Source organism: uncultured Alistipes sp. (assembly GCF_902388705.1).
Taxonomy (GTDB): Bacteria; Bacteroidota; Bacteroidia; order Bacteroidales; family Rikenellaceae; genus Alistipes.
On record NZ_CABMQJ010000041.1, the window covers coordinates 1 to 19,542 of the forward strand.

Below are 19,542 nucleotides of genomic sequence, written 5' to 3' on the forward strand. Positions count from 1 at the left end.
TGCAAGAAATTTTCTGAATAAGTTTTTTTTCATAATGATGAAGAATTGAAATGGAATTGTTTTTTGTGTTGACGCATTAATTTTCAATAGAGTGACGCATTGGTTTATTTCATTGTAACGCAATTTTTTTCAGGCCTTGACGCATGGGTTGTTGGTATCATATATGATACGCATGGTGCAAATATATATATAAAAATTTGCACAACAAAATTTTTATCCAAATTTTTGAAATGGCAGTTGTTTATGAGGAGGAGATTACCTATATCTCTTCAAGGATCAGGGAGTTGAGGAGGGAGAAGAGTCTGACGGTACAGGAACTTGCATACCGTTGCGACATGGAAAGATCCAATTTGAGCCGTATCGAGGCGGGGCGCACCAACCTTACGGTCAAGACCATGTGTATCATATGTAACGCATTGAACGTGAGCCTGCGGGATGTTATTCGCTGACAGGGGTATACCTATATTTATAGTCCCCTGTCCTATTGTCCATTGAGTTCTTTTTTTAGGCCGTTTCGGTAATTTGTCGTATATTTACGAACCAAAACAAGAAACGGTTTTTAGTGAACACAATCGATTTGATCGTCTGCATTGTGCTGGTGCTGGCCGTATGGAACGGCTGGCGGCAGGGCTTTGTCGTACAGGTATGTTCCCTGGCGGGCATTGTCGCCGGCATCTGGATTGCGTCGCGGTACGGCGCCGAAGTCGGCGCGTGGCTGAAACTCGACCAGACGGTATCCTCCGCCGGGGGATTCGTCGTGGTGCTGCTGCTCGTGGTGCTGCTCGTGGCCATCGCCGCGCGGCTGGTGCGCAAGCTGTTCCACTTCGCCGGATTCGGGATTCCCGACATTGTGCTGGGCATTGCGGTATCGGTTTTGAAGTACCTGCTGGTGTTGAGCGTCCTCTTTTCGGCGTTCGACGCGCTGAACGAGGACTACACCCTCGTGGGGCCGCGGACAATCGAAAAGTCGAGGTGCTATAAACCCGTCATGCGCCTGTCGGAGGCCGTTTTCCCATTTCTGGAATGGGTCGGCGACCAGGTGCCGCGGCAAGAAGAGGAGTAAACCGATGGAAAAACGATTCTCGGGAGTGGTGATGCGTGCCACGGGAAGCTGGTACGACGTGATGCACGGCGGCGAAACGGTTCGCTGCCGCATCCGGGGGCGCCTGCGCCTGCGGGGCACGCGCTCGACCAACCCGGTCGTCGTGGGCGACGAAGTGGTTTGCGAGGCGGACGAGGGCGGCGATTACGTCATCTGCGACATCTGTCCCCGCCGCAACTACGTCATCCGCCGTGCCTCGAACCTCTCGAAAGAGTCGCATATCATCGCGGCCAATATCGACCAGGCGCTGCTGATGGTGACCCTGCGTGCGCCCGAAACGGCCACGGAGTTCGTAGACCGTTTCCTGGTGACCTGCGAAGCCTACAAGGTTCCCGTGACGATTGTCCTTTCGAAAATCGACCTGCAAGACCCCGGAGCCGTGGCGGACTTCCGTGCCGTATACGAGGGGGCCGGTTACCGCGTTCTCGAAGTTTCGGCACCCGAAGGCATCGGCATCGAAGCCGTCAAGGAGCTGCTTGCCGACCGCAGAACCCTGCTGTCGGGCAACTCGGGCGTCGGCAAGTCGACGCTCATACGCGCCATCGACCCGTCGCTGGACATCCGCACGGGCGAAATTTCCGAAAGCCACCACAAAGGGCGCCATACCACGACCTTCTCCACGATGTACCCGCTGGCCGGGGGCGGGGAGGTGATCGACACCCCGGGTATCAAGGGCTTCGGCCTGATCGACATCGACGACGCAGAGCTCTGGCACTATTTCCCCGAGATGATGCGCGTAGCCCCCGACTGCCGCTTCTACAACTGCACGCACACCCATGAACCGGGATGCGCCGTGGCGGAGGCCGTCAAAGCCGGCGAAATCGCGTGGGCCCGCTACGAAAGCTACCTGAAAATCCTCGACGAAGATGACAAATACCGGAAATAGGGACACCGCATGGTATGCCGAACGCATTGCCTGCCTTGCGGAATTCATGACCCCGGAACGCCATGACGTACTCCGCAATACGGTGGCCATGCGTACGCGCTACATGACCGTCCTGGCCGAGAACATGTTTCACGGGCAGAACGCCGCCGCGCTGATTCGCCACTGCGAGGCGTTCGGCGTGCAGGAGATGCACACCGTGGAAACGCTCTGCAGGTTCGAGCCCAATCCCGACATCGTGCGCGGCACCGACCAGTGGGTCGACATCCGGCGCCATGCATCGACGGCCGAGGCCATCGCCGCCCTGCGCGGTGCCGGTTACCGCATCGTCGCGACCACGCCCCACCGCGAGGACGTGACGCCCGAAACGTTCGATGTCGCACGCGGCCCGTTCGCGCTGGTTTTCGGAACGGAGCATGCGGGGATTTCGGACGAGGTAATCGCCGGGGCCGACGAATTCCTGCGTATCCCGATGTGCGGCATGGTCGAGAGCCTGAACGTTTCGGCATCGGCGGCCATCCTGATTTACATGCTTTCGGAGCGCGTGCGGTTTACGGTCGGCGACTGGCGGATGGACCGGGCGGGGCAGGCCGAAGTGCTCTTCCGGTGGATGCAGGCCAGCGTCAAGGACGCTGCAGGCATACTCGCACGAAAATTCGAAGATTGCGAATGAATACCATTTTGAGAAAACAGTTCCTGGCCCACGTGGGCCAGACCTCGCCGTCACCGATGCTGGTCGAAGTGGCGCGCGCCGAGGGTTCGTTCTTCTATACGCCCGAAGGGAAACGCTATTACGACCTGGTGGCGGGTGTTTCGGTGAGCAACGTCGGCCACTGCAATCCCACCGTGGTGCGGGCCGTGCAGGAGCAGGCCGCACGTTACATGCACGTGATGGTCTACGGCGAATTAATCGAAACCCCGCAGGTGGAATACGCTTCGAAAATCGCCTCGCTGCTGCCGGGAGGGCTGGAAAGCGTATACTTCGTCAACTCGGGCGCCGAAGCGGTCGAGGGGGCGCTCAAACTCGCCAAACGGCATACCGGGCGCACGGAACTGATTTCCATGCGCCGCGCCTACCACGGCTCGACCCACGGCTCGATGAGCATGATGGGAGCGCCCGAGGGCGAGGAGTGGAAAGGGGCTTTTCGGCCCCTGCTGCCCGACGTGCAGGCAATCGAATTCAACGATTTCGGGGCCTTGGAGCGCATCACGCGCCGCACGGCGTGTGTGCTGGCCGAACCCGTGCAGGGCGAGGCCGGCGTCCGGCCGCCGCTGCCGGGGTACCTGGAGGCGCTGCGCAGGCGCTGCGACGAAGTCGGCGCCCTGCTGGTCTTCGACGAAATACAGACCGGCATGGGACGCACGGGCGCGTTGTTCGCCATGCTCAAATACGGCGTTACGCCCGACATCGTGTGCCTGGCCAAGGCTTTCGGGGGCGGCATGCCGCTGGGGGCGTTCATCTCGAGGCCGGAGATTATGCAGACCCTGCAGGAGAATCCCGTGCTGGGGCATATCACCACGTTCGGCGGCCATCCGGTCTGCTGTGCGGCGGGGCTGGCTGCGCTGAACTACCTCGTCGACAACGGGGTTGTCGGCGAAGTCGAAGCGAAGGGAGCGCTTTACGAACGGCTGCTCGGCGACCATCCCGCCGTGCGCGAAATCCGCCGCAGCGGCCTGCTGCTGGCCGTGGAGCTGGGCGATCCCGGGAAGCTCTACCGCATGATGGAGCTGTTCAGGGAAGCCGGGATTTTAAGCGACTGGTTCCTTTTCTGCGACACGGCGTTCCGCATCTCGCCGCCGCTGACCATCTCCGTGGAGGAGGTGCGCGAAAGCGCCGCAATCGTCCGCGGGTGCCTTGACCGGTTGGGATAAGGGCCCGGGCACAGGGGCAATCCCGGAAAGCATTCCCGGGCGCGGAAGGCATACAGCGGGCCGTGGAGGAGAACAGATCCGGGACGCAGCAATGAAAACCGCAGGTGCAGAATACGAAGGCTCCGGAACGAACCGCCGCTCCGGAGCCTTTCTGTTTTCGGTGTCTTTTTCGGTGCCTTCCCAGCGCCGTCCTAACGACTTTTCAGCGCTCGCCGAGCCACATGCCGTACCTCCATTCCATGCCGTCGGGCATTCGGTTGGTAACGGTCTGGATTTTCGAATCCGCGCTCCAGTCGCTTCTTTCGACAATCCTGTTCCACCCCTTTTCCAGTTTCAGGTCATAGGTCGTGGACTGCTCCCACCAATCCACCCCCGAGCCGGTTACCGTCACGGGCCGGTCGCAGTATACGTATTGCAGCCGGTATGTCGTTGCTCCGACGGTGCGGCCCAGATAGAGATGGGCCGAAACCCGGTCGCCGTCCATATCGCAGGCGATTTCCGTGAAAGACACGGTATTCGCAGCCGGGTCGCTGATTTCGAATCCTTCCGGAATGTCGCCGGCGATACTGCTCATCAGTGCCTGCGGGGGATTCTCGGGCAGGAGCAGCCGGGTGCCGCCATCGCTGAAAGACGCGCGCAGCATAACGCGCGCATGCTCCTGTGCAAGTTCGGCCGCCGTACGGCCCTTGACACCGGGCGGCATATGGTACCTGGCGACAAAAGCCACCTGTGAGATTGCCGGATGGTCGCCCGCGATACCCGCTATTTCGATTGCGTCGGTAAGGCCCACCGTCTGGAAAGTCGGCTCGGCCGGTTTCTCATATTTCACGCAGGCCTGCAGCGCCAGGGCGACGGCGGTTGAAACGAGAATCAGCTGTTTTTTCATACGCACTATTGTCTGTAGAGTGTTGTCCGGGATTTTTCCGGGGCGGCAAATGGCCGGAATGCGGTTTTTCCCGCGCGGTGATTCACCGCTCTTCCGCAAAGGCTTTGAGCAGGGCGATTTCCTCGCTCCAGCGCGCCTCGTCGGGGGTTTCGAGAATCAGCGGAATGCCGTCGAAACGCGCATCCTGCATGATGTAGCGGAAACACTCCATGCCGATCATCCCCTCGCCCAGCGGCGTGTGGCGGTCGACACGGCTGCCCAGTATCTTCAGGGCGTCGTTCAGGTGCATGCCTTTCAGGTATTCGAATCCTACGATGCGCTCCAGTTCGGCGAACGTCCGCTCGCACGCCTCGGCCGTGCGCAGGTCGTACCCCGCCGCAAAGGCGTGGCAGGTGTCGATGCAGACGCCCACGCGCGACTTGTCCTCGACCCGGTCGATCAGGTAGGCGAGGTGTTCGAATGCAAAACCCAGGTTGGAACCCTGCCCTGCCGTGTTCTCGATGACGGCCGTGACCCCGCGGGTCTTGTCGAGCACCCGGTTGATCGACTCGGCAATCAGGTCCAGCGACCGCTCGGGAGCTATTTTCTGGAGGTGGCTGCCGGGGTGGAAGTTCAGGCGGTCGAGGCCCAGCGCCTCGCAGCGCTGCATCTCGTCGAGGAAAGCCGCCCGCGACTTTTCGAGCCCCTCGCGCTCGGGATGCCCGAGGTTTATGAGGTACGAATCGTGGGGCAGAATCTGCGCCGGCGCGTAACCGTACTGCTCGCATGCTTTGCGGAATGCATCGATTTGGGCGGCGGTAAGGGGTGCGGCGACCCACTGGCGCTGGTTTTTCGTGAAAAGGGCGAACGCCGTGGCCCCTATCGCGTGCGCATTGGCGGGGGCGTTTTCCGCGCCTCCCGCGGCGCTTACGTGTGCTCCGATATATTTCATGCGAATGTCTTTATATTAACTTCAGACAAAGTTAAGGATTTTGTAAATAATTTCATAAATTTGCATATTGAATTTCCAAATATAATCGCTTCACTATGAAACATTTTTACCTGATCCTCGCGCTTATTCCGGCCCTGCTGGCCGGTCCGTTCGCAGCCGCCCAGATTTCAATCGACGAAGTCGACGCCGGGCAGGATAACGTGACTTTCAAGGACAAGTTGAAATCCACAGCCGTAGATGTCGATTATTTCAGCCTGGCCCGTTACAAGGCCGAGCGCGCCGAAATCCGCAAACAACGCAACTACCTCGAATTCAGCGGCGGCATACAGGGCGCCCTCACCTCGTACAACGACCCGTGGATTTCGGTGTCGGGCGGTGACAACTCCATCGCGCTGACGGCGGTCTTCGGCCTGCGCCACCTCTTTACGAAAAACCTTTTCACGCTCGAGACCAAATTCAGCGCCAAACTGGGCTACAACCGGATGAAGGTCGAAACCAAACTCAAGGATGAAAATGAGAACGAATATACCCGAAGCGAAGGCGTATGGTTCAAGAACCAGGACGAATTCGTCGTTTCGGTGGCCCCGTCGTTCAAGATTTCCGACACCTGGTCGTACGGTTCGATTCTGAACTTCCGCAGCCAGTTCGTCAACGGCTACAAGTCGCGTACCGAGCAGAAAGAGGAGCACCTCAAAAGCAAGTTCATGACCCCGGCCTACCTGGATATTTCGCTCGGTCTTACCTACAAGAGCCCCAAGGCCAAATTCCCGATTGTCATCAACCTTTCGCCGGTCGCCCTGAACGCCACTTTTGCCGAAAGCGACCGTATCCGCAAGGAGAACGGATTCAACTACGGTATCGAGGATCCCGATAAGACATCGAAATACGAAGGCGGTTCGTCGCTCCAGATCGACTTCGACCGCACGTTCGGCAAAACGGGTTTCCTGCGCTACCGCACCACGCTCTACTCTTTCTACGGCTGGATAAGCGACATCGGCCAGAAGAACAAAATCAGCGACTACACCGAATTCCGGCATGCGTACGACGCATGGGTAGAGAATGGCAGCGATATCAAAACCAAACCCCGCCTGCCGATCCACCCCATCGTGCGCTGGGAAAATACGCTCGACATCAAGGCAACAAAATACCTCTCCACGTCGTTGAGTTTCCAGCTCTATTACAACCGGGCGCAGAACCTCGACGTGCAGACCCGTACGCTGTTGAGCGTCGGCCTGACGTATACGTTCAAGAACAAGGAAAAACCGCAAAAGTAAGCCGGCCGCAGCCGGCGCATGACACGCAATGTACAAGAACTCGAAATACACCGTCCTCTTCCCGCTGCTGTTGGCAGCGGGTGTGGTATTGGGCCTGCTGCTGGGGCAGTACATGGGCCGCAACAGCACCGCCACGCAACTCAAGGGCATGCTCCGCCAGATGGCGCTGCCCACCAACAAGCTGACCTACACGCTCTCGCTGATCGAGAACCAGTATGTCGACTCCGTGGCGATGGATTCGCTGGCCGAGCATGTCATTCCGCTGCTGGTCAAGGAGCTCGACCCCCATTCGGTCTACATCCCGGCCTCGGAGATGCAGGAGCTGAACGAGCCCCTGGAGGGTGAGTTCGACGGCATCGGCGTGGTGTTCAACATGGCGACCGACACGGTAATCGTGCTGAACGTCATCCCGCAGGGCCCGAGCGACAAAGCCGGCATCAAGGCGGGCGACCGCATCATCGAAATCAACGACACGCTGGTCGCGGGACAGAAGCTTCCGCAGCGTGACGTGGTGAAGAAGCTGCGCGGCCCGCGCGGCACGACGGTGCATCTCGGGCTGGGACGGCAGGGCATCGACGACCTGGTCGGCGTCGACGTCGTGCGCGACAAGATTCCGATTAAGAGCATCGAGTCGGCGTTCCGTATCGCCGACGGCATCGGATACATCAAACTGGGGCAGTTCGCCCGGACGACATTCGACGAGATGCAGCAGGCGCTGGCTTCGCTGCGCGCCGAGGGCGTGACCAAAATCATCTTCGACCTGCGCGGCAATTCGGGCGGTTACCTCGACCAGGCGATTATGGTCGCCAACGAATTCCTGCACAAAGACCAGCTGATCGTCTACACCGAGGACCGCCGCCACGAGCAGGTGCGCGAATATGCCGACGGAACCGGTGCGGCGCAGGACATGGATGTCGTGGTGCTGATCGACGAGGGCAGCGCATCGTCGAGCGAGATTCTCGCCGGCGCCTTGCAGGACAACGATCGTGGTACGATTATTGGTCGTCGTTCATTCGGCAAGGGACTCGTGCAGCGCCAGATACCTTACAGCGACGGATCGGCCCTGCGGCTCACGACGGCACGCTATTACACGCCGACGGGCCGTTCGATTCAGAAGCCCTATACGATCGGCGACGACGAGAGCTATGAGGAGGATATCTGGAATCGCTACAAGAACAACGAGTTCTTCTCGGCCGACAGCATCCATTTCGCCGATTCGCTCAAACGGGTGACCCCCGGCGGCAAGGTGGTTTACGGCGGCGGCGGTATCATGCCCGACGTCTTCATACCGGCCGACACGACCGACGTGACGAAATATTTCGTCGAGGTGGCGGGACGCAACATCCTCTACCGCTATACGATCGAGTATGCCGACCGTCACCGCGAAGCGCTGAACGCCGTCAAGACGATTCCCGAACTGCAGGCCCTGCTGGACAGCGACAAGGGGCTCGTGGAGGACTTCATCCGTTACGCCGCCCGCAAGGGTGTTGCCCCGGACTACCGCGACATCGCCCGCTCGCGCAAGCTGATCGAAGCCCAGCTCCGGGCCTACATCGGCCGGAATACGGCGCTGGAGGACAACGGTTTTTACGCCAACATCTATCCCGTTGACAACGTGGTGTTACACGCTATCGGGATATTAAACGATACGCAGGAAAATGATTAAAAAACTTATCGGTATTATCATAGCCGTAGCGGTAATCGTCATTATCGTCATCTCGGCCATCCGGCGCGACAACTTCCAGTCGATGGTGTTGCGCGATGAGATTATGGACCAGACTTTCCCGGCGCCCATCGCACCGGAACAGCCTGCGACGCCCGCTCCCGGCCAAATCGAAGTGACCGATTCGATAACCGTCGAAACGATCGATTCGCTTTGACGGCCAGCATCCGTCCCCGAGGGGACAGGCAGACGGCGGCTCCGCAAGGAGCCGCCGTTTATTTTCGCCGGACAGGTTTACTTTGCCGGGCCATGCAGTATTTGCGGACATCCTGCATTTATAATATGTAGCCGTATCCGTGGCGCTACGCGAGTTCTGCACATACCCCGGCCGCCCGGCAGCCCCGTACTTCCTCCGTTTGCATTGAAAATCCGGCTGCATCTGCGGTCGGGCTTTTTTATTTTGGGCCGGATTGCAATACGCCGATAAAAACACCCGGTAACCGCCGGTTACCGGGTGCTGAAAGATAGCTGCCGGATAATGCGGCGTCAGAAGTATTTGACCTCTTTGCCCTCGATGGCCGAAAGGAGGTTGTTCGCAGCCGACGAAGCGCCGATGCGGAACATGTCCGTAGTGAGCCACTCCTTGCCGAGAATCTCCTCGACGATGGTATAATAGAGCGCGGCGTCCTCGGCCGTACGGACTCCGCCCGCGGCTTTGAAGCCCACCTTGCGGCCCGTTTTTTCGTAATAATCGCGGATGGCCAGGCACATGACCACGGCGGCTTCGGGCGTCGCGGCAACGTCGATTTTGCCCGTCGAGGTCTTTACGAAATCGGCCCCCGCGAACATCGACAGCAGCGATGCCTTGCGAATCAGCTCGGGGGTTTTCAGTGCACCCGACTCGATGATGACTTTCAGCACGATATCGTCGCCCATCTCCGCGCGCATCACCTCCACTTCGTTCGCGGCTTCGTCGTATTCGCCCGTGAGCATGCGGCCCACGTTGAGCACGATGTCGATTTCGTCGGCGCCGTTCTCGACAGCCATCGCCACTTCGAGGACTTTCACTTCGAGGAACGTCTGCGCCGCGGGGAATCCGCCGCCGACGCTGGTGATGCGCATCGGCGTGCCGTCGACGGCCAGCCCCACCGTTTCGACGAACGACGGATAGATGCAAATCGAAGCGACGTTAGGAATATGCGGGTATTTCTGGTAAAATTCGGCGGCCTTGCGCGCGAACTCCGTGACCGAAGTCACCGAATCGTTGCACGACAGGGTCGTGAGGTCGATCGCCGAGTAGCACAATTTATATACGTCGGTATTGTGGTTCCGTTTCGCGGCTTCGCGGATGCGGGCGACTTCTGCGTCGACCTGCGCTGCGCTCCATGCGGGAGCGTATTCATTCAGATGGTTGGCGTACTCCATAATATATCGCTGTTTTCTACAAAATTAGGAAAAATTATTCATACGCACATTTGCGGCGCAGAATTATTTTCCCGTCATGCTGCAAAAAAAGAGCCTGAACTGCAAGTCCAGGCTCTTTTTCCTTTACTGACGGCGATTATTTGTTCAGCGCCTTCAGGTTGATGTCGTTGGCAGCCTTCTGGGCCAGTTTCGGGTTCTTCGAAACGGCGCTCTTCAACTGTGCCTCTGCAGTCTTGAGGTCGCCCTCTTTAACTGCGATTACGGCGCGCAGGTAGTCGGCGTCAGCCGAGTTGTCCTTTGCGATAGCCTTCTTGGCAGCCGACAGGTCGTTGTTCATCACCTGTGCCACAGCCTCGTTGTAACCGTCGAGGTTCTTGGCAGCAGCCTTGTAGTCACCCTCTGCAGCGGCGATGGCAGCTTTGGACTGTGCATCGGCAGCTTTGGCGTACTTCTTGGCTTCGGCGGTGTTGCCGTTGGCCAGGTTGCCCAGGATGAGGTTCTTGGTGATTTCGCTCGACGAATCCATCTTGGCGGCTTTCTCGAACGACTTCAGGGCAGCGGCCTTGTCGCCGGCCTTGGCCTGTGCGATACCGAGGTTGTTGATAACGCGGGCGTCGTTGTATTTCTTCGAAGCGGCGGTCAGGATAGCAACCTGCTCCTCGGCGCCGTTAGCCAGCGTTTCGGCAGCATAGAGGTACTCCTCGACGGTCAGCTCCTGGCCGTTGCGGAAAGCAGCCATAATCTCGGCGTCGGTCTTGCCCTGGATGTCGGTGCTGTTGACGATCTGCGAGCGGCGCAGTTCGGGAAGAACCTCCTCTTTCAGTTCGTTGAATACCGACGACATGTTCTTGATTTCGCTCTCGCGCTCTGCAGGCGAGTTGTAGAGGCTCAATACCTGGAGAATGAGGTTCTTGTCCTTGATGTTCGACTTCTCGACCAGTTCCTTGAAACCGTCCCAGTCCTCACCGTAAGCGGCAGCGTCGATATCCAGACCCGAGTCTTTCAGCAGTTTGGCAACGACTTTCTTACCGGACTCGCTACGTGCCTTCGACAGTTTGTCGTTGAACTTCACGGGGCCGTCGGGCGAAGCATAACCTTTCACGGCGATGTTCTGCGTGGCGCGGTCGTTCTGCAGTTTGGCGTCTACGTCGGCCTTGAATGCATCGAGGTCGGCTTTCTTCTCGTTCTTCTTGGTGACTACCGACGAGTTGATCGCGTAGAGCAGGTCGGTCTTGTCGACAACGGTGGTAACTTTCTTGTAGTTGTTGGCCATCGGAGCCATCAGGTCGGAATACTTGAGGTCTTTCTGCAGCGTGTTCAGACCGTAAGCTACAGTCAGGCCGAACTCCTTGGCGATAGCGGCCTTGGCAGCGGCGTCGTTGCCGGCCAGCACGGCAGCCTGCTCTTTGGTCGGGATGGCACCGGTGTTCAGGTTCACGAGCGTGAACTCCTTGCACTTGCCGCCCGGGCACTTGATCTCGGCGCGGAGCTGCAGGGCGCACTTGTCCATACGGGGATCGTACGGGAACTCTACGTGCTGCGTATAGTTACCGCCGTTCTTCTTGTCGACAACCGTGTAGTTCTCGTCGACTTTCGAACCCTGGAGGTACTTGGCTGCGCCAGCGACCTCGCCGCCCTCGAATACGATCACGGGGGTTACCTTGATAACGGCTTTTGCGTTGAAATACTTGACCGGGAACGTAACGTTGATGTCGGCAGCGACGATGCCGTTGTTCAGCGTCAGGATTTCGGGAGTTACCGTCAGGTTGACGTCATCCCGGTTCTTGGCCATCTTCTTGAAGCAATTACAGCTCGAAAATGCCAGTGCGGCAGCTACGAGTACAACGCTCAATTTCATTAGATTTTTCATAATCGGATAAATTTAATGTGTTTATTTTTAAATGTTTGCCTTTTTCTGTTCTGCTCCGGCTTTCCGTCGTGCGGTGCTGTACCGCCCTCTGTTTCCGGAATTTATACGGCCGAACAACGCAAATATAGGAAACTCTTGCTAATTGTGCAATATTTCAGGTGTAATTTCGTTGTTTTTTCCGCCCGAAAAACCCACATTAACAGTCGTTTTACTCCTCTTTGCGCTCGGGACGCTCGCGGCGCTCACCCCTTTCGGGACGCTCCCCGCGCGGCCGGCGCTCGCGCTCCACATAGCCTTCGGGCTTGGGCAGCAGCACTTTGCGCGACAACTTGAGCTTGTTGGTCTTGGGATCTACGCCAATCAGCTTCACATCGATTTCGTCGCCCTCCTTGAGGCCGGTTTCCTCCATAGTTTCGAAACGCTTGTAGTCGATTTCCGAAATGTGGAGCAGCGCGTCCTTGCCGGGCATGATTTCTACGAATGCGCCGAACGTGACGATCGAGCGGATTTTGCCGTGGTAGGTTTCGCCGACCTCGGGAATCGCCACGATTGCCTTGATGCGGTTCAGGGCGCCGTCCAGCGAATCCTTGTCCAGGCCGAAGATGTCCACGATACCCTTGTTGTCGACCTCGGTAATCGTGATGGTCGTGCCGGTGGTCTTCTGGATGTCCTGGATAACCTTGCCGCCGGGGCCGATAACCGGGCCGATCATATCCTGCGGAATGGTGATCTGGACGATGCGCGGCACGAACGGACGGTAGTCCGCACGCGGCTCGGCGATGCACTCGGTGATCTTGCCGAGGATGTGCATGCGTCCCTTGCGGGCCTGCTCGAGCGCCGCGGCCAGCACTTCGTACGAAAGGCCGTCGACCTTGATGTCCATTTGCGTGGCGGTGATGCCGTCACGGGTACCCGTTACCTTGAAGTCCATGTCGCCGAGGTGGTCCTCATCGCCGAGGATGTCCGACAGCACGGCCCATTTGCCGGTCGCCGAGTCGGAAATCAGTCCCATGGCGATACCCGAAACGGGTTTCTTGAGCTTCACGCCCGCATCCATCAGGGCCAGCGTGCCGGCGCAGACGGTGGCCATCGACGACGAGCCGTTCGACTCGAGGATGTCCGACACGACGCGCACGGCGTAGGGGTTCTCCTCGCCCAGCGGAATCATCGGTTTCAGGGCGCGCCATGCCAGGTGGCCGTGGCCGATTTCGCGGCGGCTCAAGCCGCGTGCGGCCTTTGCCTCGCCCGTCGAGAAGGGCGGGAAGTTATAGTGGAGCACGAACTGCTCGGTACCCTGTACCAGCACTTCGTCCTTCTGCTTTTCGTCGAGTTTCGTACCGAGCGTAACGGTCGTCAGCGACTGCGTTTCGCCGCGGGTGAAGATTGCCGAGCCGTGGGCGGCGGGCAGGTAGCCCACTTCGCACCAGATCGGGCGGATTTCGTCGGTCTTGCGGCCGTCGAGGCGCATGCCCTCGTCGAGGATCATGTTGCGCATGGCTTTCTTCTGTACGTCATCGTGGAAGTACTTGTGAATCAGCGGGGCTTTTTCGGCCAGCTCCTCCTCCGAGTAGCGGGCTGCGAACTCTGCCTCGAGGGCGTTGAACTTGTCCTCGCGCTCGTGCTTCATCGTGCCGCTCGTAGCGATGGCGTAAGCCTTGTCGTAGAGCTCGCTGATAATCGTCTGGCGCAGCTCCTCGTCGTTGACCTCGTGGCAGTAGGTGCGCTTCACGTCCTTGCCCAGTTCTTTCGAAAGTTCGATCTGTACGGCGCAGTGCTTCTTGATCTCCTCGTGCGCGAACTTGATGGCGCCGAGCATCACCTCTTCGGAAACCTCCTTCATCTCGCCCTCGACCATCAGGATGTTGTCGATCGTACCGCCGACCATGATGTCGAGGTCTACGTTGGCCATATCCGAGAAGTTGGGGTTGATGACGTACTGGCCGTCGATGCGGGCGACGCGAACCTCCGAAATGGGGCCGCCGAACGGAATGTCCGAAACGGCGAGGGCGGCCGATGCGGCCAGTCCGGCCAGCGCGTCGGGCTGGATATCCTTATCCGCCGAGATGAGGTTTACCGTAACGTACACTTCGGCGTGGTAGTCCGCGGGGAACAGGGGGCGGAGGGCACGGTCGATCAGGCGGGCAACGAGAATCTCGCTGTCGTTGGCGCGGCCTTCGCGCTTCATAAAGCCTCCGGGATAACGTCCGCAGGATGCGTACTTCTCCTTGTACTCCACCTGGAGCGGCATGAAATCAGTGTCGGGTTTTGCGTCCTTGGCGGCGACCACGGTACCCAGGAGCATCGTATCTCCCATCTTGACTACCACGGAGCCGTCGGCCTGTTTGGCCAGTTTGCCCGTTTCGATCTCGATCTGCCGGCCGTCGGCCAGCGTAATGATCTTGCGGACTGCGTTGTACAGCTTCTTTTCTTCCATAAAAATTTTTAACCTATAGTGTTTTTTCGAATGTTGTCCTTTACGAAAATGAAGGCAACCCCTCTGCGGGAATTGCCCTCATTTCTTCCTCGCGGATTACCGGCGGAGGTTGAGCGTTTTGATGATTGCGCGGTAGCGCTCGATGTCAACCTCTTTCAGGTACTCCAGCAACGCGCGGCGCTTACCTACCAGGCGCAGCAGGGCGCGCTGGGTTCCGAAGTCGTGTTTGTTGCTTTTGAGGTGCTCTGTAAGGTGGCTGATACGGTACGAAAACAGGGCGATCTGGCTCTCGGGAGAACCCGTGTCGGTGTTAGACTTGCCGTACTGGCCGAAAAGCTCTTGCTTTTTTTCAGCTGTTAAATAAGCCATTATTCTGAAATTATTTAAGTTCCACTCTACGACGCATCCCCCTTACCGTGGATAACGCCAGAGCGTCCGGCAAAGTTACGAATTAATTGTAAATTAAGTATAATAAATAAAAAATTATTTGCCTTTTCGGGCGGATTTGTCGTCGGATATTCCGGAAAATACTATTTTTGCGGCTAAACAAATGAATATTATGGTAAAAAAGCCGATTCGCGCGCTCTTTGCCGTGGTCTGCGCAGCCGCTTTCTGGGGCTGCGGCGGCAAGTCCGGCTATACGACCGTCGACGGGGTGATGCTCGGTACGACGCTGCATGTCGTGGCCGACGTGCAGGGCACAACCTCGCAGGAACTTTACGCCGCCATCATGGAACTCGACCGCCAGGCCAAGGCGTCGATGTCGATTTACGACCCGGCGTCGCTGTTGAGCCGCCTGAACCGCAACGAAACCGACACGGTCGACCGCCATATCGCCTTCAACCTCCGCCTGGCGGACAGCATCGGCGCCTTGAGCGGCGGCCGTTACGACGTCACGGTCGCGCCGCTGGTCGAGGCGTGGGGCTTCGCGGGCAAGGAGGCCCGCAGGCATCCCAATGTGGATTCGCTCCTCGAATTCGTCGGCCGGGACAAGGTGCGCATCGAGCAGGGGCGGCTAATCAAGGACGACCCGCGCGTGCGGCTCGACTTCAACTCGATTGCCAAAGGCTATACGGTGGACCTGCTGGCTGCGCTGGTCGAGTCGTTCGGCGCCCGGAACTACATCGTCGACATCGGCGGCGAAGTCCGCTGCAGGGGTGTCAACCGCCAGGGCGACCCGTGGCGCATCGGCATCGAAACCCCGTTCGACGGCAACATGTCCGACGGCGAATACGTCCAGAAACGCATCCGCCTGAGCGACGGCGGACTGGCCACGTCGGGCAACTACCGCCGTTTCTACCTCGACGACGAGGGGAACAAAATAGCCCATACCATTGACCCGCGTACGGGCCGCAGCGCCCTGTCGCGCCTGCTTTCGGTGACCGTCGCGGCCCCGACCTGCGCCGAGGCCGACGCCCTGGGCACCATGTTCCTGGCAATGGGCGCCGACGACGCCCTTGCGGCCGTGAAAACCATGCCCGCAATGAAAGTCTACTTCATCCTCGCCGGCGAAGGGGACGCCTATGAAGAGTATGTTTCACCCGCCATGGAGGCGATGATTATGCAATAACAACCATGAAAAGCGCTGTTTTTCTCTACAACACCCAATCCGGCAAATGCAAAATCGGGCGCTGCGCCGAGAATATCTGCACCGTGTTCCGGGCCTACGGATACGAAATCACGCCGCAGCTCATTGATTTTTGCGCCAACCCTTTCGACGGCCACGAGCAAATCGACCTGATGGTCGTGGCGGGCGGCGACGGCACGGTCAACTATGTGGTCAACGCCATGAAAAGCAAAGGACTGGACATCCCGCTCGGCGTAATCCCGGCCGGCACGGCCAACGATTTCGCCGGGGCTCTGGGCATGGCGCACCAGCCGCTCGAAGCGGCGCGGCAGATCGCCTCGGGAACCCTCGACAGCGTGGACTGCGGCCGTGTGAACGGCCTCTACTTCGTCAATATCTTCAGCTTCGGCATCTTCACCACCACCTCGCAGCGCACGCCCGACGAGCGCAAGCATAAAATCGGCAAACTCGCCTACCTGATCGAGGGTGTCAAGGAGTTCCGGGCCATGCACGCCGTGCCGCTCAAGGTCGTCGCCGACGGCGAGTCGTTCGACTTCAATTCGCTGATGGTGCTGGTTTTCAACGGCGAAACGGCCGGCGGGTTCCACCTCGCACGCCGCTCGTCGATCAAGGACGGCCTGTTCGACTGCCTGATGCTCGAAAAGAAAAACTTCCTGCGCTCGACGCTGGCCATGGGGCGCTACCTGCTGGGCGGCAACCCCAAAATCGTCCGCCACCTGCGGGCCCGGGCGCTCGACATCGTTTCGACGGTCAACGAACCCACGGACGTCGACGGACAGAAAGGCGCCGAGTTTCCGCTGCACATCGAATGCATCGCGGGCGGCCTGCGCGTGATGTGTCCCCGGGAAGCGTAATGCCCCGGCAGGGGCTTTCAAAGCCCCTTTTCCGGCTCCTGCTTCCGGCATTTTTCACTGTTTTTTGTCCGGAATGTTGTATTTACAGACGAAAAATGTTACATTTGTCCGAAAAACCACGACGGTATGGCGGATAGTATCAAAACGGCAAGGACGGCACGGGACGGCGGGCGAGAAAGTCTGCGCAAGGTTTCCATCTCCCGCATCAAAAAGGAGATGAGTGACGTATTCTACCTTTCCGACGATTTGGTAATCACGACGCTTTCAGCCCAGAACAACACCACGGCCGACTATCCGGCGTCGATCGACGGCTTCTCGGCCATCATCATGATGACGGGCGAGGCCACCGTGTCCATCGACATGCAGAATTACAGCGTCAAACCCAACACAATCGTCTTTTTCAACCCCGACAGCATCATCCGCACGGTGAAATGCTCGTCGAACGCCGCCGCCTATTTCCTCGCCTTCTCCAAATCGTTCGTCAACGAGATTCAAATCGACCTTTCGACCTCGCTGCCGGTCTACATGCGTTTCGGCAAGGCCCCGGTGCTCGAAGTCACGCCGCAGGACGTGGACGAAATCCGCCAGTTGTTCCAGCTTATCAAAACGATGCTGCGCAGCGACAAGGAGCGCTACCGCCACGAGATCATCCGCACGCTCTTCACCACGGCGTTCTACATCATCACCGAAATCAACCAGCGCGAGCAGCCCGGCGAGATAAAGCAGGGGCGCTGCGAGGTGCTCTTCGACGAGTTCATGTCGCTGCTGCAACAGTACAACAAGCGCGAGCGCAACGTGAGCTTCTATGCCAAACAGCTCAATATCACACCCAAATACCTCTCGTCCGTCGTCAAGGAGGTCAGCGGCAAAACCGCGGCCCGGTGGATCGACGAATCGGTGATTCTCGAAGCCAAGGCGTTGCTGAAATACTCGGGAATGAGCATCCAGGAGATTGCCTACCACCTCAATTTCTCGACCCAGTCCTTCTTCGGCAAATACTTCAAGCAGCATACCGGCACCAGCCCCTCGCGGTACAAGCGCAAAGGCTGATGCGCCGGTGCGGCCGCCAGATAAGAGTCCCTCTCCGCAAGAGGGATTTTTGTTGTGCCGTTGTCGGCGGGAAGAAATCCCCGCCCGCCGCAGCCGATTCCATATAAGGCCCCGAAGCGCTGCCTTTGCCCTCCTTTCGTCCCGAATTTGTAAACCATAGCGTAAACCGGAAAAAAGATGAAAATTGCAAAGGCGACTGTCGCCGCGCTCCTTTACACCTCGAAGACCCTCGCCAACGGCGAACATCCCATTATGATCAGGGTCTGCTACAACAGCAAACGCAAATACAAAAGCACGGGGCTCTCCTGTCCGAAGGCCCTGTGGAACGGCGCCAAACGGGAGGTGCGCCCGCGCCATCCGCTGTCGGCGAACATGAATGCCATTATCGAAAAGGAGTTGATGCACCTGAAAAACAGGGTGCTGGATTTCGAACGGCGGGGTGTGGCCTACTCCGCACAGGGCCTGCTCGAAGCCTCGGCACGCAAACCGCCGTCGCGCAAAACGCTTTCCGACCTGTTCAGGGAACGCATCGCCTATTTCAGGGATACCCTGCAAAAGCACAATACGGCCACCGGATACCGCACACTGCTCCACATCATCGAGCGTTTCGCACAGCACCGGGAGATCGAGCTGTTCGACGTAGATACGGAGTGGCTCCGGGATTTCGAAAAGTACCTGCACACACGTTACGCCGACACGAGCATCAAACGCTTTTTCAGCGCATTCAAGGCGCTGATGAACCATGCCCGCAGGGACGGGCTGCTGGAAGCCAATCCGTTCGACCGGTTCCGGTTCAGCCGCAAACTCGACGTGCGGACGGCCAAACGGGCCCTCGACAGCGACGAGATGGACAGCCTGGTGCGCTATTACCTTGACACCTATTATTATGGCACCCGGAAAAAACCCGATCCCGGGACGATGAAACGGCGCTGCTGGCGCAGCCGGTATGTCGGGCCGCGGGGCGAAGAGCGGACGATGGAGCTCGAAGCCGAACGATTCTCGCTGGCGATGTTCATCTGCTCCTACATTTTCCAGGGACTGGCGCTGGTCGACCTCGCCCGGCTGAAATGGAAAGACCTCGTCCCGATAGGGGTGCTCAACCGGGAGAAATACGACCGGGACTGCGCCGCCCGCGGTTCACGGTATGCCGAGGCCCACAAGGAGCTGGTCGCTTTCTACGAAATCAACCTCGTCCGGGCCAAAACGCAGCATCCCGCCCGGGTGCTGGTCGAACAGTCGGTGGCCCGGCCCTACATGAAACCCTTCGCCCGGACGGCAAAGGCGCCCGGCGGCAGCGGCTTCGTCTTCCCGATTTACTTCGACGACAACCCCGAACACCAGTTCGAGCGCATAACCTACGCGAACAACGTGATAAACCAGAGCCTGCAGCGCGTGGCCCGGCGCATCGGCCTGTCGCGGAGAATCACCTTCTATTCGGCCCGCCATACCTACGCATCGCGGCTTTACCACGCCGACGTGCCGCTGCCCCTGATTGCACAGAACATGGGGCGCAACCAGGCGGAAATCGAAACCTACCTCAAGGAGTTCGACAGGGACAAAATCATCAGCGCCAACAAACGGATATGGCAAATTCCCGCCCCGGTCCCGCGGGACGCGGAATCCGGCGCCGTTTTGTAAACCGCCCCGTCAACCGGAACGTTTTTGCAAAAATCAACACACTGATATTCCGCAGGCAATACCCGAATCATT

General features: G+C 58.6%; 18 protein-coding genes. 12 read left to right on the forward strand and 6 right to left on the reverse strand.

The features are described from left to right. Nucleotides 1–230 precede the first annotated feature (230 nt). From QZT71_RS09425 to QZT71_RS09445, 5 genes are all read left to right on the forward strand, one after another. Nucleotides 231–449, forward strand: a complete 219-nt coding sequence (locus QZT71_RS09425) for a helix-turn-helix transcriptional regulator (RefSeq protein ID WP_295915505.1) — start codon at nucleotides 231–233, stop codon at nucleotides 447–449. A gap of 113 nt (nucleotides 450–562) precedes the next feature. Next, complete coding sequence (locus tag QZT71_RS09430) at nucleotides 563–1,063, forward strand: CvpA family protein (RefSeq protein WP_295915481.1); 501 nt, start codon at nucleotides 563–565, stop codon at nucleotides 1,061–1,063. Between the two features lie 4 nt (nucleotides 1,064–1,067). Further along, on the forward strand, nucleotides 1,068–1,988 hold the full coding sequence (rsgA, locus tag QZT71_RS09435; protein ID WP_295915483.1) for a ribosome small subunit-dependent GTPase A: 921 nt from the start codon (nucleotides 1,068–1,070) through the stop codon (nucleotides 1,986–1,988). After that, entirely contained in the window at nucleotides 1,969–2,658 is a 690-nt protein-coding gene (locus tag QZT71_RS09440; RefSeq protein ID WP_295915484.1) for an RNA methyltransferase, read from the forward strand. The genes rsgA and QZT71_RS09440 overlap by 20 nt, the downstream gene beginning before the upstream one ends. Then, the gene (locus QZT71_RS09445; RefSeq protein ID WP_295915485.1) at nucleotides 2,655–3,857 is read left to right on the forward strand and encodes an aspartate aminotransferase family protein; all 1,203 of its coding nucleotides are present in this window, start codon (nucleotides 2,655–2,657) and stop codon (nucleotides 3,855–3,857) included. Before QZT71_RS09440 ends, QZT71_RS09445 begins: the two co-directional genes overlap by 4 nt. Nucleotides 3,858–4,059: 202 nt before the next feature. Here QZT71_RS09445 and QZT71_RS09450 read toward each other — a convergent pair whose 3' ends face one another. Beyond that, entirely contained in the window at nucleotides 4,060–4,743 is a 684-nt protein-coding gene (locus QZT71_RS09450; RefSeq protein WP_295915487.1) for a hypothetical protein, read from the reverse strand. Nucleotides 4,744–4,825: 82 nt separating this feature from the next. Then, a complete protein-coding gene (nfo, locus tag QZT71_RS09455; RefSeq protein ID WP_295915488.1) occupies nucleotides 4,826–5,674 on the reverse strand; it encodes a deoxyribonuclease IV in 849 nt (282 codons plus the stop codon). A gap of 95 nt (nucleotides 5,675–5,769) precedes the next feature. On the opposite strand from nfo, the gene QZT71_RS09460 reads away from it, so the two are divergent. Genes QZT71_RS09460 through QZT71_RS09470 form a run of 3 tightly spaced genes read left to right on the forward strand, consistent with a single transcriptional unit; the run spans nucleotide 5,770 to nucleotide 8,828 of the window. After that, nucleotides 5,770–6,948 (forward strand): DUF3078 domain-containing protein, encoded by a 1,179-nt coding sequence (locus tag QZT71_RS09460; RefSeq protein ID WP_295915490.1) that lies wholly within the window; start codon nucleotides 5,770–5,772, stop codon nucleotides 6,946–6,948. A 28-nt stretch (nucleotides 6,949–6,976) separates the two neighbouring features. Continuing rightward, nucleotides 6,977–8,614, forward strand: coding sequence for a S41 family peptidase (locus tag QZT71_RS09465; RefSeq protein WP_295915492.1), 1,638 nt, complete (start codon nucleotides 6,977–6,979; stop codon nucleotides 8,612–8,614). Next, on the forward strand, nucleotides 8,607–8,828 hold the full coding sequence (locus QZT71_RS09470; protein WP_295915493.1) for a hypothetical protein: 222 nt from the start codon (nucleotides 8,607–8,609) through the stop codon (nucleotides 8,826–8,828). Before QZT71_RS09465 ends, QZT71_RS09470 begins: the two co-directional genes overlap by 8 nt. A gap of 329 nt (nucleotides 8,829–9,157) precedes the next feature. On the opposite strand, the gene deoC is transcribed toward QZT71_RS09470, so the two are convergent. The 4 genes from deoC to rpsO form a co-directional block, all read right to left on the reverse strand. Beyond that, on the reverse strand, nucleotides 9,158–10,036 hold the full coding sequence (gene deoC, locus QZT71_RS09475) for a deoxyribose-phosphate aldolase (RefSeq protein WP_295915494.1): 879 nt from the start codon (nucleotides 10,034–10,036) through the stop codon (nucleotides 9,158–9,160). Between the two features lie 136 nt (nucleotides 10,037–10,172). Beyond that, nucleotides 10,173–11,894, reverse strand: coding sequence for a hypothetical protein (locus tag QZT71_RS09480; protein ID WP_295915507.1), 1,722 nt, complete (start codon nucleotides 11,892–11,894; stop codon nucleotides 10,173–10,175). A 220-nt stretch (nucleotides 11,895–12,114) separates the two neighbouring features. Next, nucleotides 12,115–14,340, reverse strand: a complete 2,226-nt coding sequence (pnp, locus tag QZT71_RS09485; RefSeq protein WP_295915495.1) for a polyribonucleotide nucleotidyltransferase — start codon at nucleotides 14,338–14,340, stop codon at nucleotides 12,115–12,117. A gap of 96 nt (nucleotides 14,341–14,436) precedes the next feature. Next, nucleotides 14,437–14,709 carry a 30S ribosomal protein S15 gene (rpsO, locus tag QZT71_RS09490; protein WP_295915497.1) on the reverse strand — a complete coding sequence of 91 codons (273 nt, stop codon included), beginning with the start codon at nucleotides 14,707–14,709 and terminating at the stop codon, nucleotides 14,437–14,439. Between the two features lie 190 nt (nucleotides 14,710–14,899). On the opposite strand from rpsO, the gene QZT71_RS09495 reads away from it, so the two are divergent. From QZT71_RS09495 to QZT71_RS09510, 4 genes are all read left to right on the forward strand, one after another. Continuing rightward, the gene (locus QZT71_RS09495) at nucleotides 14,900–15,910 is read left to right on the forward strand and encodes an FAD:protein FMN transferase (protein ID WP_295915498.1); all 1,011 of its coding nucleotides are present in this window, start codon (nucleotides 14,900–14,902) and stop codon (nucleotides 15,908–15,910) included. Between the two features lie 5 nt (nucleotides 15,911–15,915). Beyond that, on the forward strand, nucleotides 15,916–16,782 hold the full coding sequence (locus QZT71_RS09500) for a diacylglycerol kinase family protein (protein WP_295915499.1): 867 nt from the start codon (nucleotides 15,916–15,918) through the stop codon (nucleotides 16,780–16,782). A 126-nt stretch (nucleotides 16,783–16,908) separates the two neighbouring features. Further along, nucleotides 16,909–17,832 carry an AraC family transcriptional regulator gene (locus QZT71_RS09505; protein WP_295915501.1) on the forward strand — a complete coding sequence of 308 codons (924 nt, stop codon included), beginning with the start codon at nucleotides 16,909–16,911 and terminating at the stop codon, nucleotides 17,830–17,832. A 177-nt stretch (nucleotides 17,833–18,009) separates the two neighbouring features. Continuing rightward, nucleotides 18,010–19,470, forward strand: coding sequence for a site-specific integrase (locus QZT71_RS09510; RefSeq protein ID WP_295915503.1), 1,461 nt, complete (start codon nucleotides 18,010–18,012; stop codon nucleotides 19,468–19,470). Nucleotides 19,471–19,542 lie beyond the last annotated feature (72 nt).

Excerpts from the sequence above, each read along its gene's own strand:
- QZT71_RS09425 (WP_295915505.1), top strand. The coding sequence starts at position 231 with ATGGCAGTTGTTTATGAGGAGGAGATTACCTATATCTCTTCAAGGATC.
- rsgA (WP_295915483.1), top strand. The coding sequence starts at position 1,068 with ATGGAAAAACGATTCTCGGGAGTGGTGATGCGTGCCACGGGAAGCTGG.
- QZT71_RS09440 (WP_295915484.1), top strand. The coding sequence starts at position 1,969 with ATGACAAATACCGGAAATAGGGACACCGCATGGTATGCCGAACGCATT.
- QZT71_RS09445 (WP_295915485.1), top strand. The coding sequence starts at position 2,655 with ATGAATACCATTTTGAGAAAACAGTTCCTGGCCCACGTGGGCCAGACC.
- QZT71_RS09450 (WP_295915487.1), bottom strand. The coding sequence starts at position 4,743 with ATGAAAAAACAGCTGATTCTCGTTTCAACCGCCGTCGCCCTGGCGCTG.
- nfo (WP_295915488.1), bottom strand. The coding sequence starts at position 5,674 with ATGAAATATATCGGAGCACACGTAAGCGCCGCGGGAGGCGCGGAAAAC.
- QZT71_RS09460 (WP_295915490.1), top strand. The coding sequence starts at position 5,770 with ATGAAACATTTTTACCTGATCCTCGCGCTTATTCCGGCCCTGCTGGCC.
- QZT71_RS09465 (WP_295915492.1), top strand. The coding sequence starts at position 6,977 with ATGTACAAGAACTCGAAATACACCGTCCTCTTCCCGCTGCTGTTGGCA.
- QZT71_RS09470 (WP_295915493.1), top strand. The coding sequence starts at position 8,607 with ATGATTAAAAAACTTATCGGTATTATCATAGCCGTAGCGGTAATCGTC.
- deoC (WP_295915494.1), bottom strand. The coding sequence starts at position 10,036 with ATGGAGTACGCCAACCATCTGAATGAATACGCTCCCGCATGGAGCGCA.
- QZT71_RS09480 (WP_295915507.1), bottom strand. The coding sequence starts at position 11,894 with ATGAAATTGAGCGTTGTACTCGTAGCTGCCGCACTGGCATTTTCGAGC.
- pnp (WP_295915495.1), bottom strand. The coding sequence starts at position 14,340 with ATGGAAGAAAAGAAGCTGTACAACGCAGTCCGCAAGATCATTACGCTG.
- rpsO (WP_295915497.1), bottom strand. The coding sequence starts at position 14,709 with ATGGCTTATTTAACAGCTGAAAAAAAGCAAGAGCTTTTCGGCCAGTAC.
- QZT71_RS09495 (WP_295915498.1), top strand. The coding sequence starts at position 14,900 with ATGGTAAAAAAGCCGATTCGCGCGCTCTTTGCCGTGGTCTGCGCAGCC.
- QZT71_RS09500 (WP_295915499.1), top strand. The coding sequence starts at position 15,916 with ATGAAAAGCGCTGTTTTTCTCTACAACACCCAATCCGGCAAATGCAAA.
- QZT71_RS09505 (WP_295915501.1), top strand. The coding sequence starts at position 16,909 with ATGGCGGATAGTATCAAAACGGCAAGGACGGCACGGGACGGCGGGCGA.
- QZT71_RS09510 (WP_295915503.1), top strand. The coding sequence starts at position 18,010 with ATGAAAATTGCAAAGGCGACTGTCGCCGCGCTCCTTTACACCTCGAAG.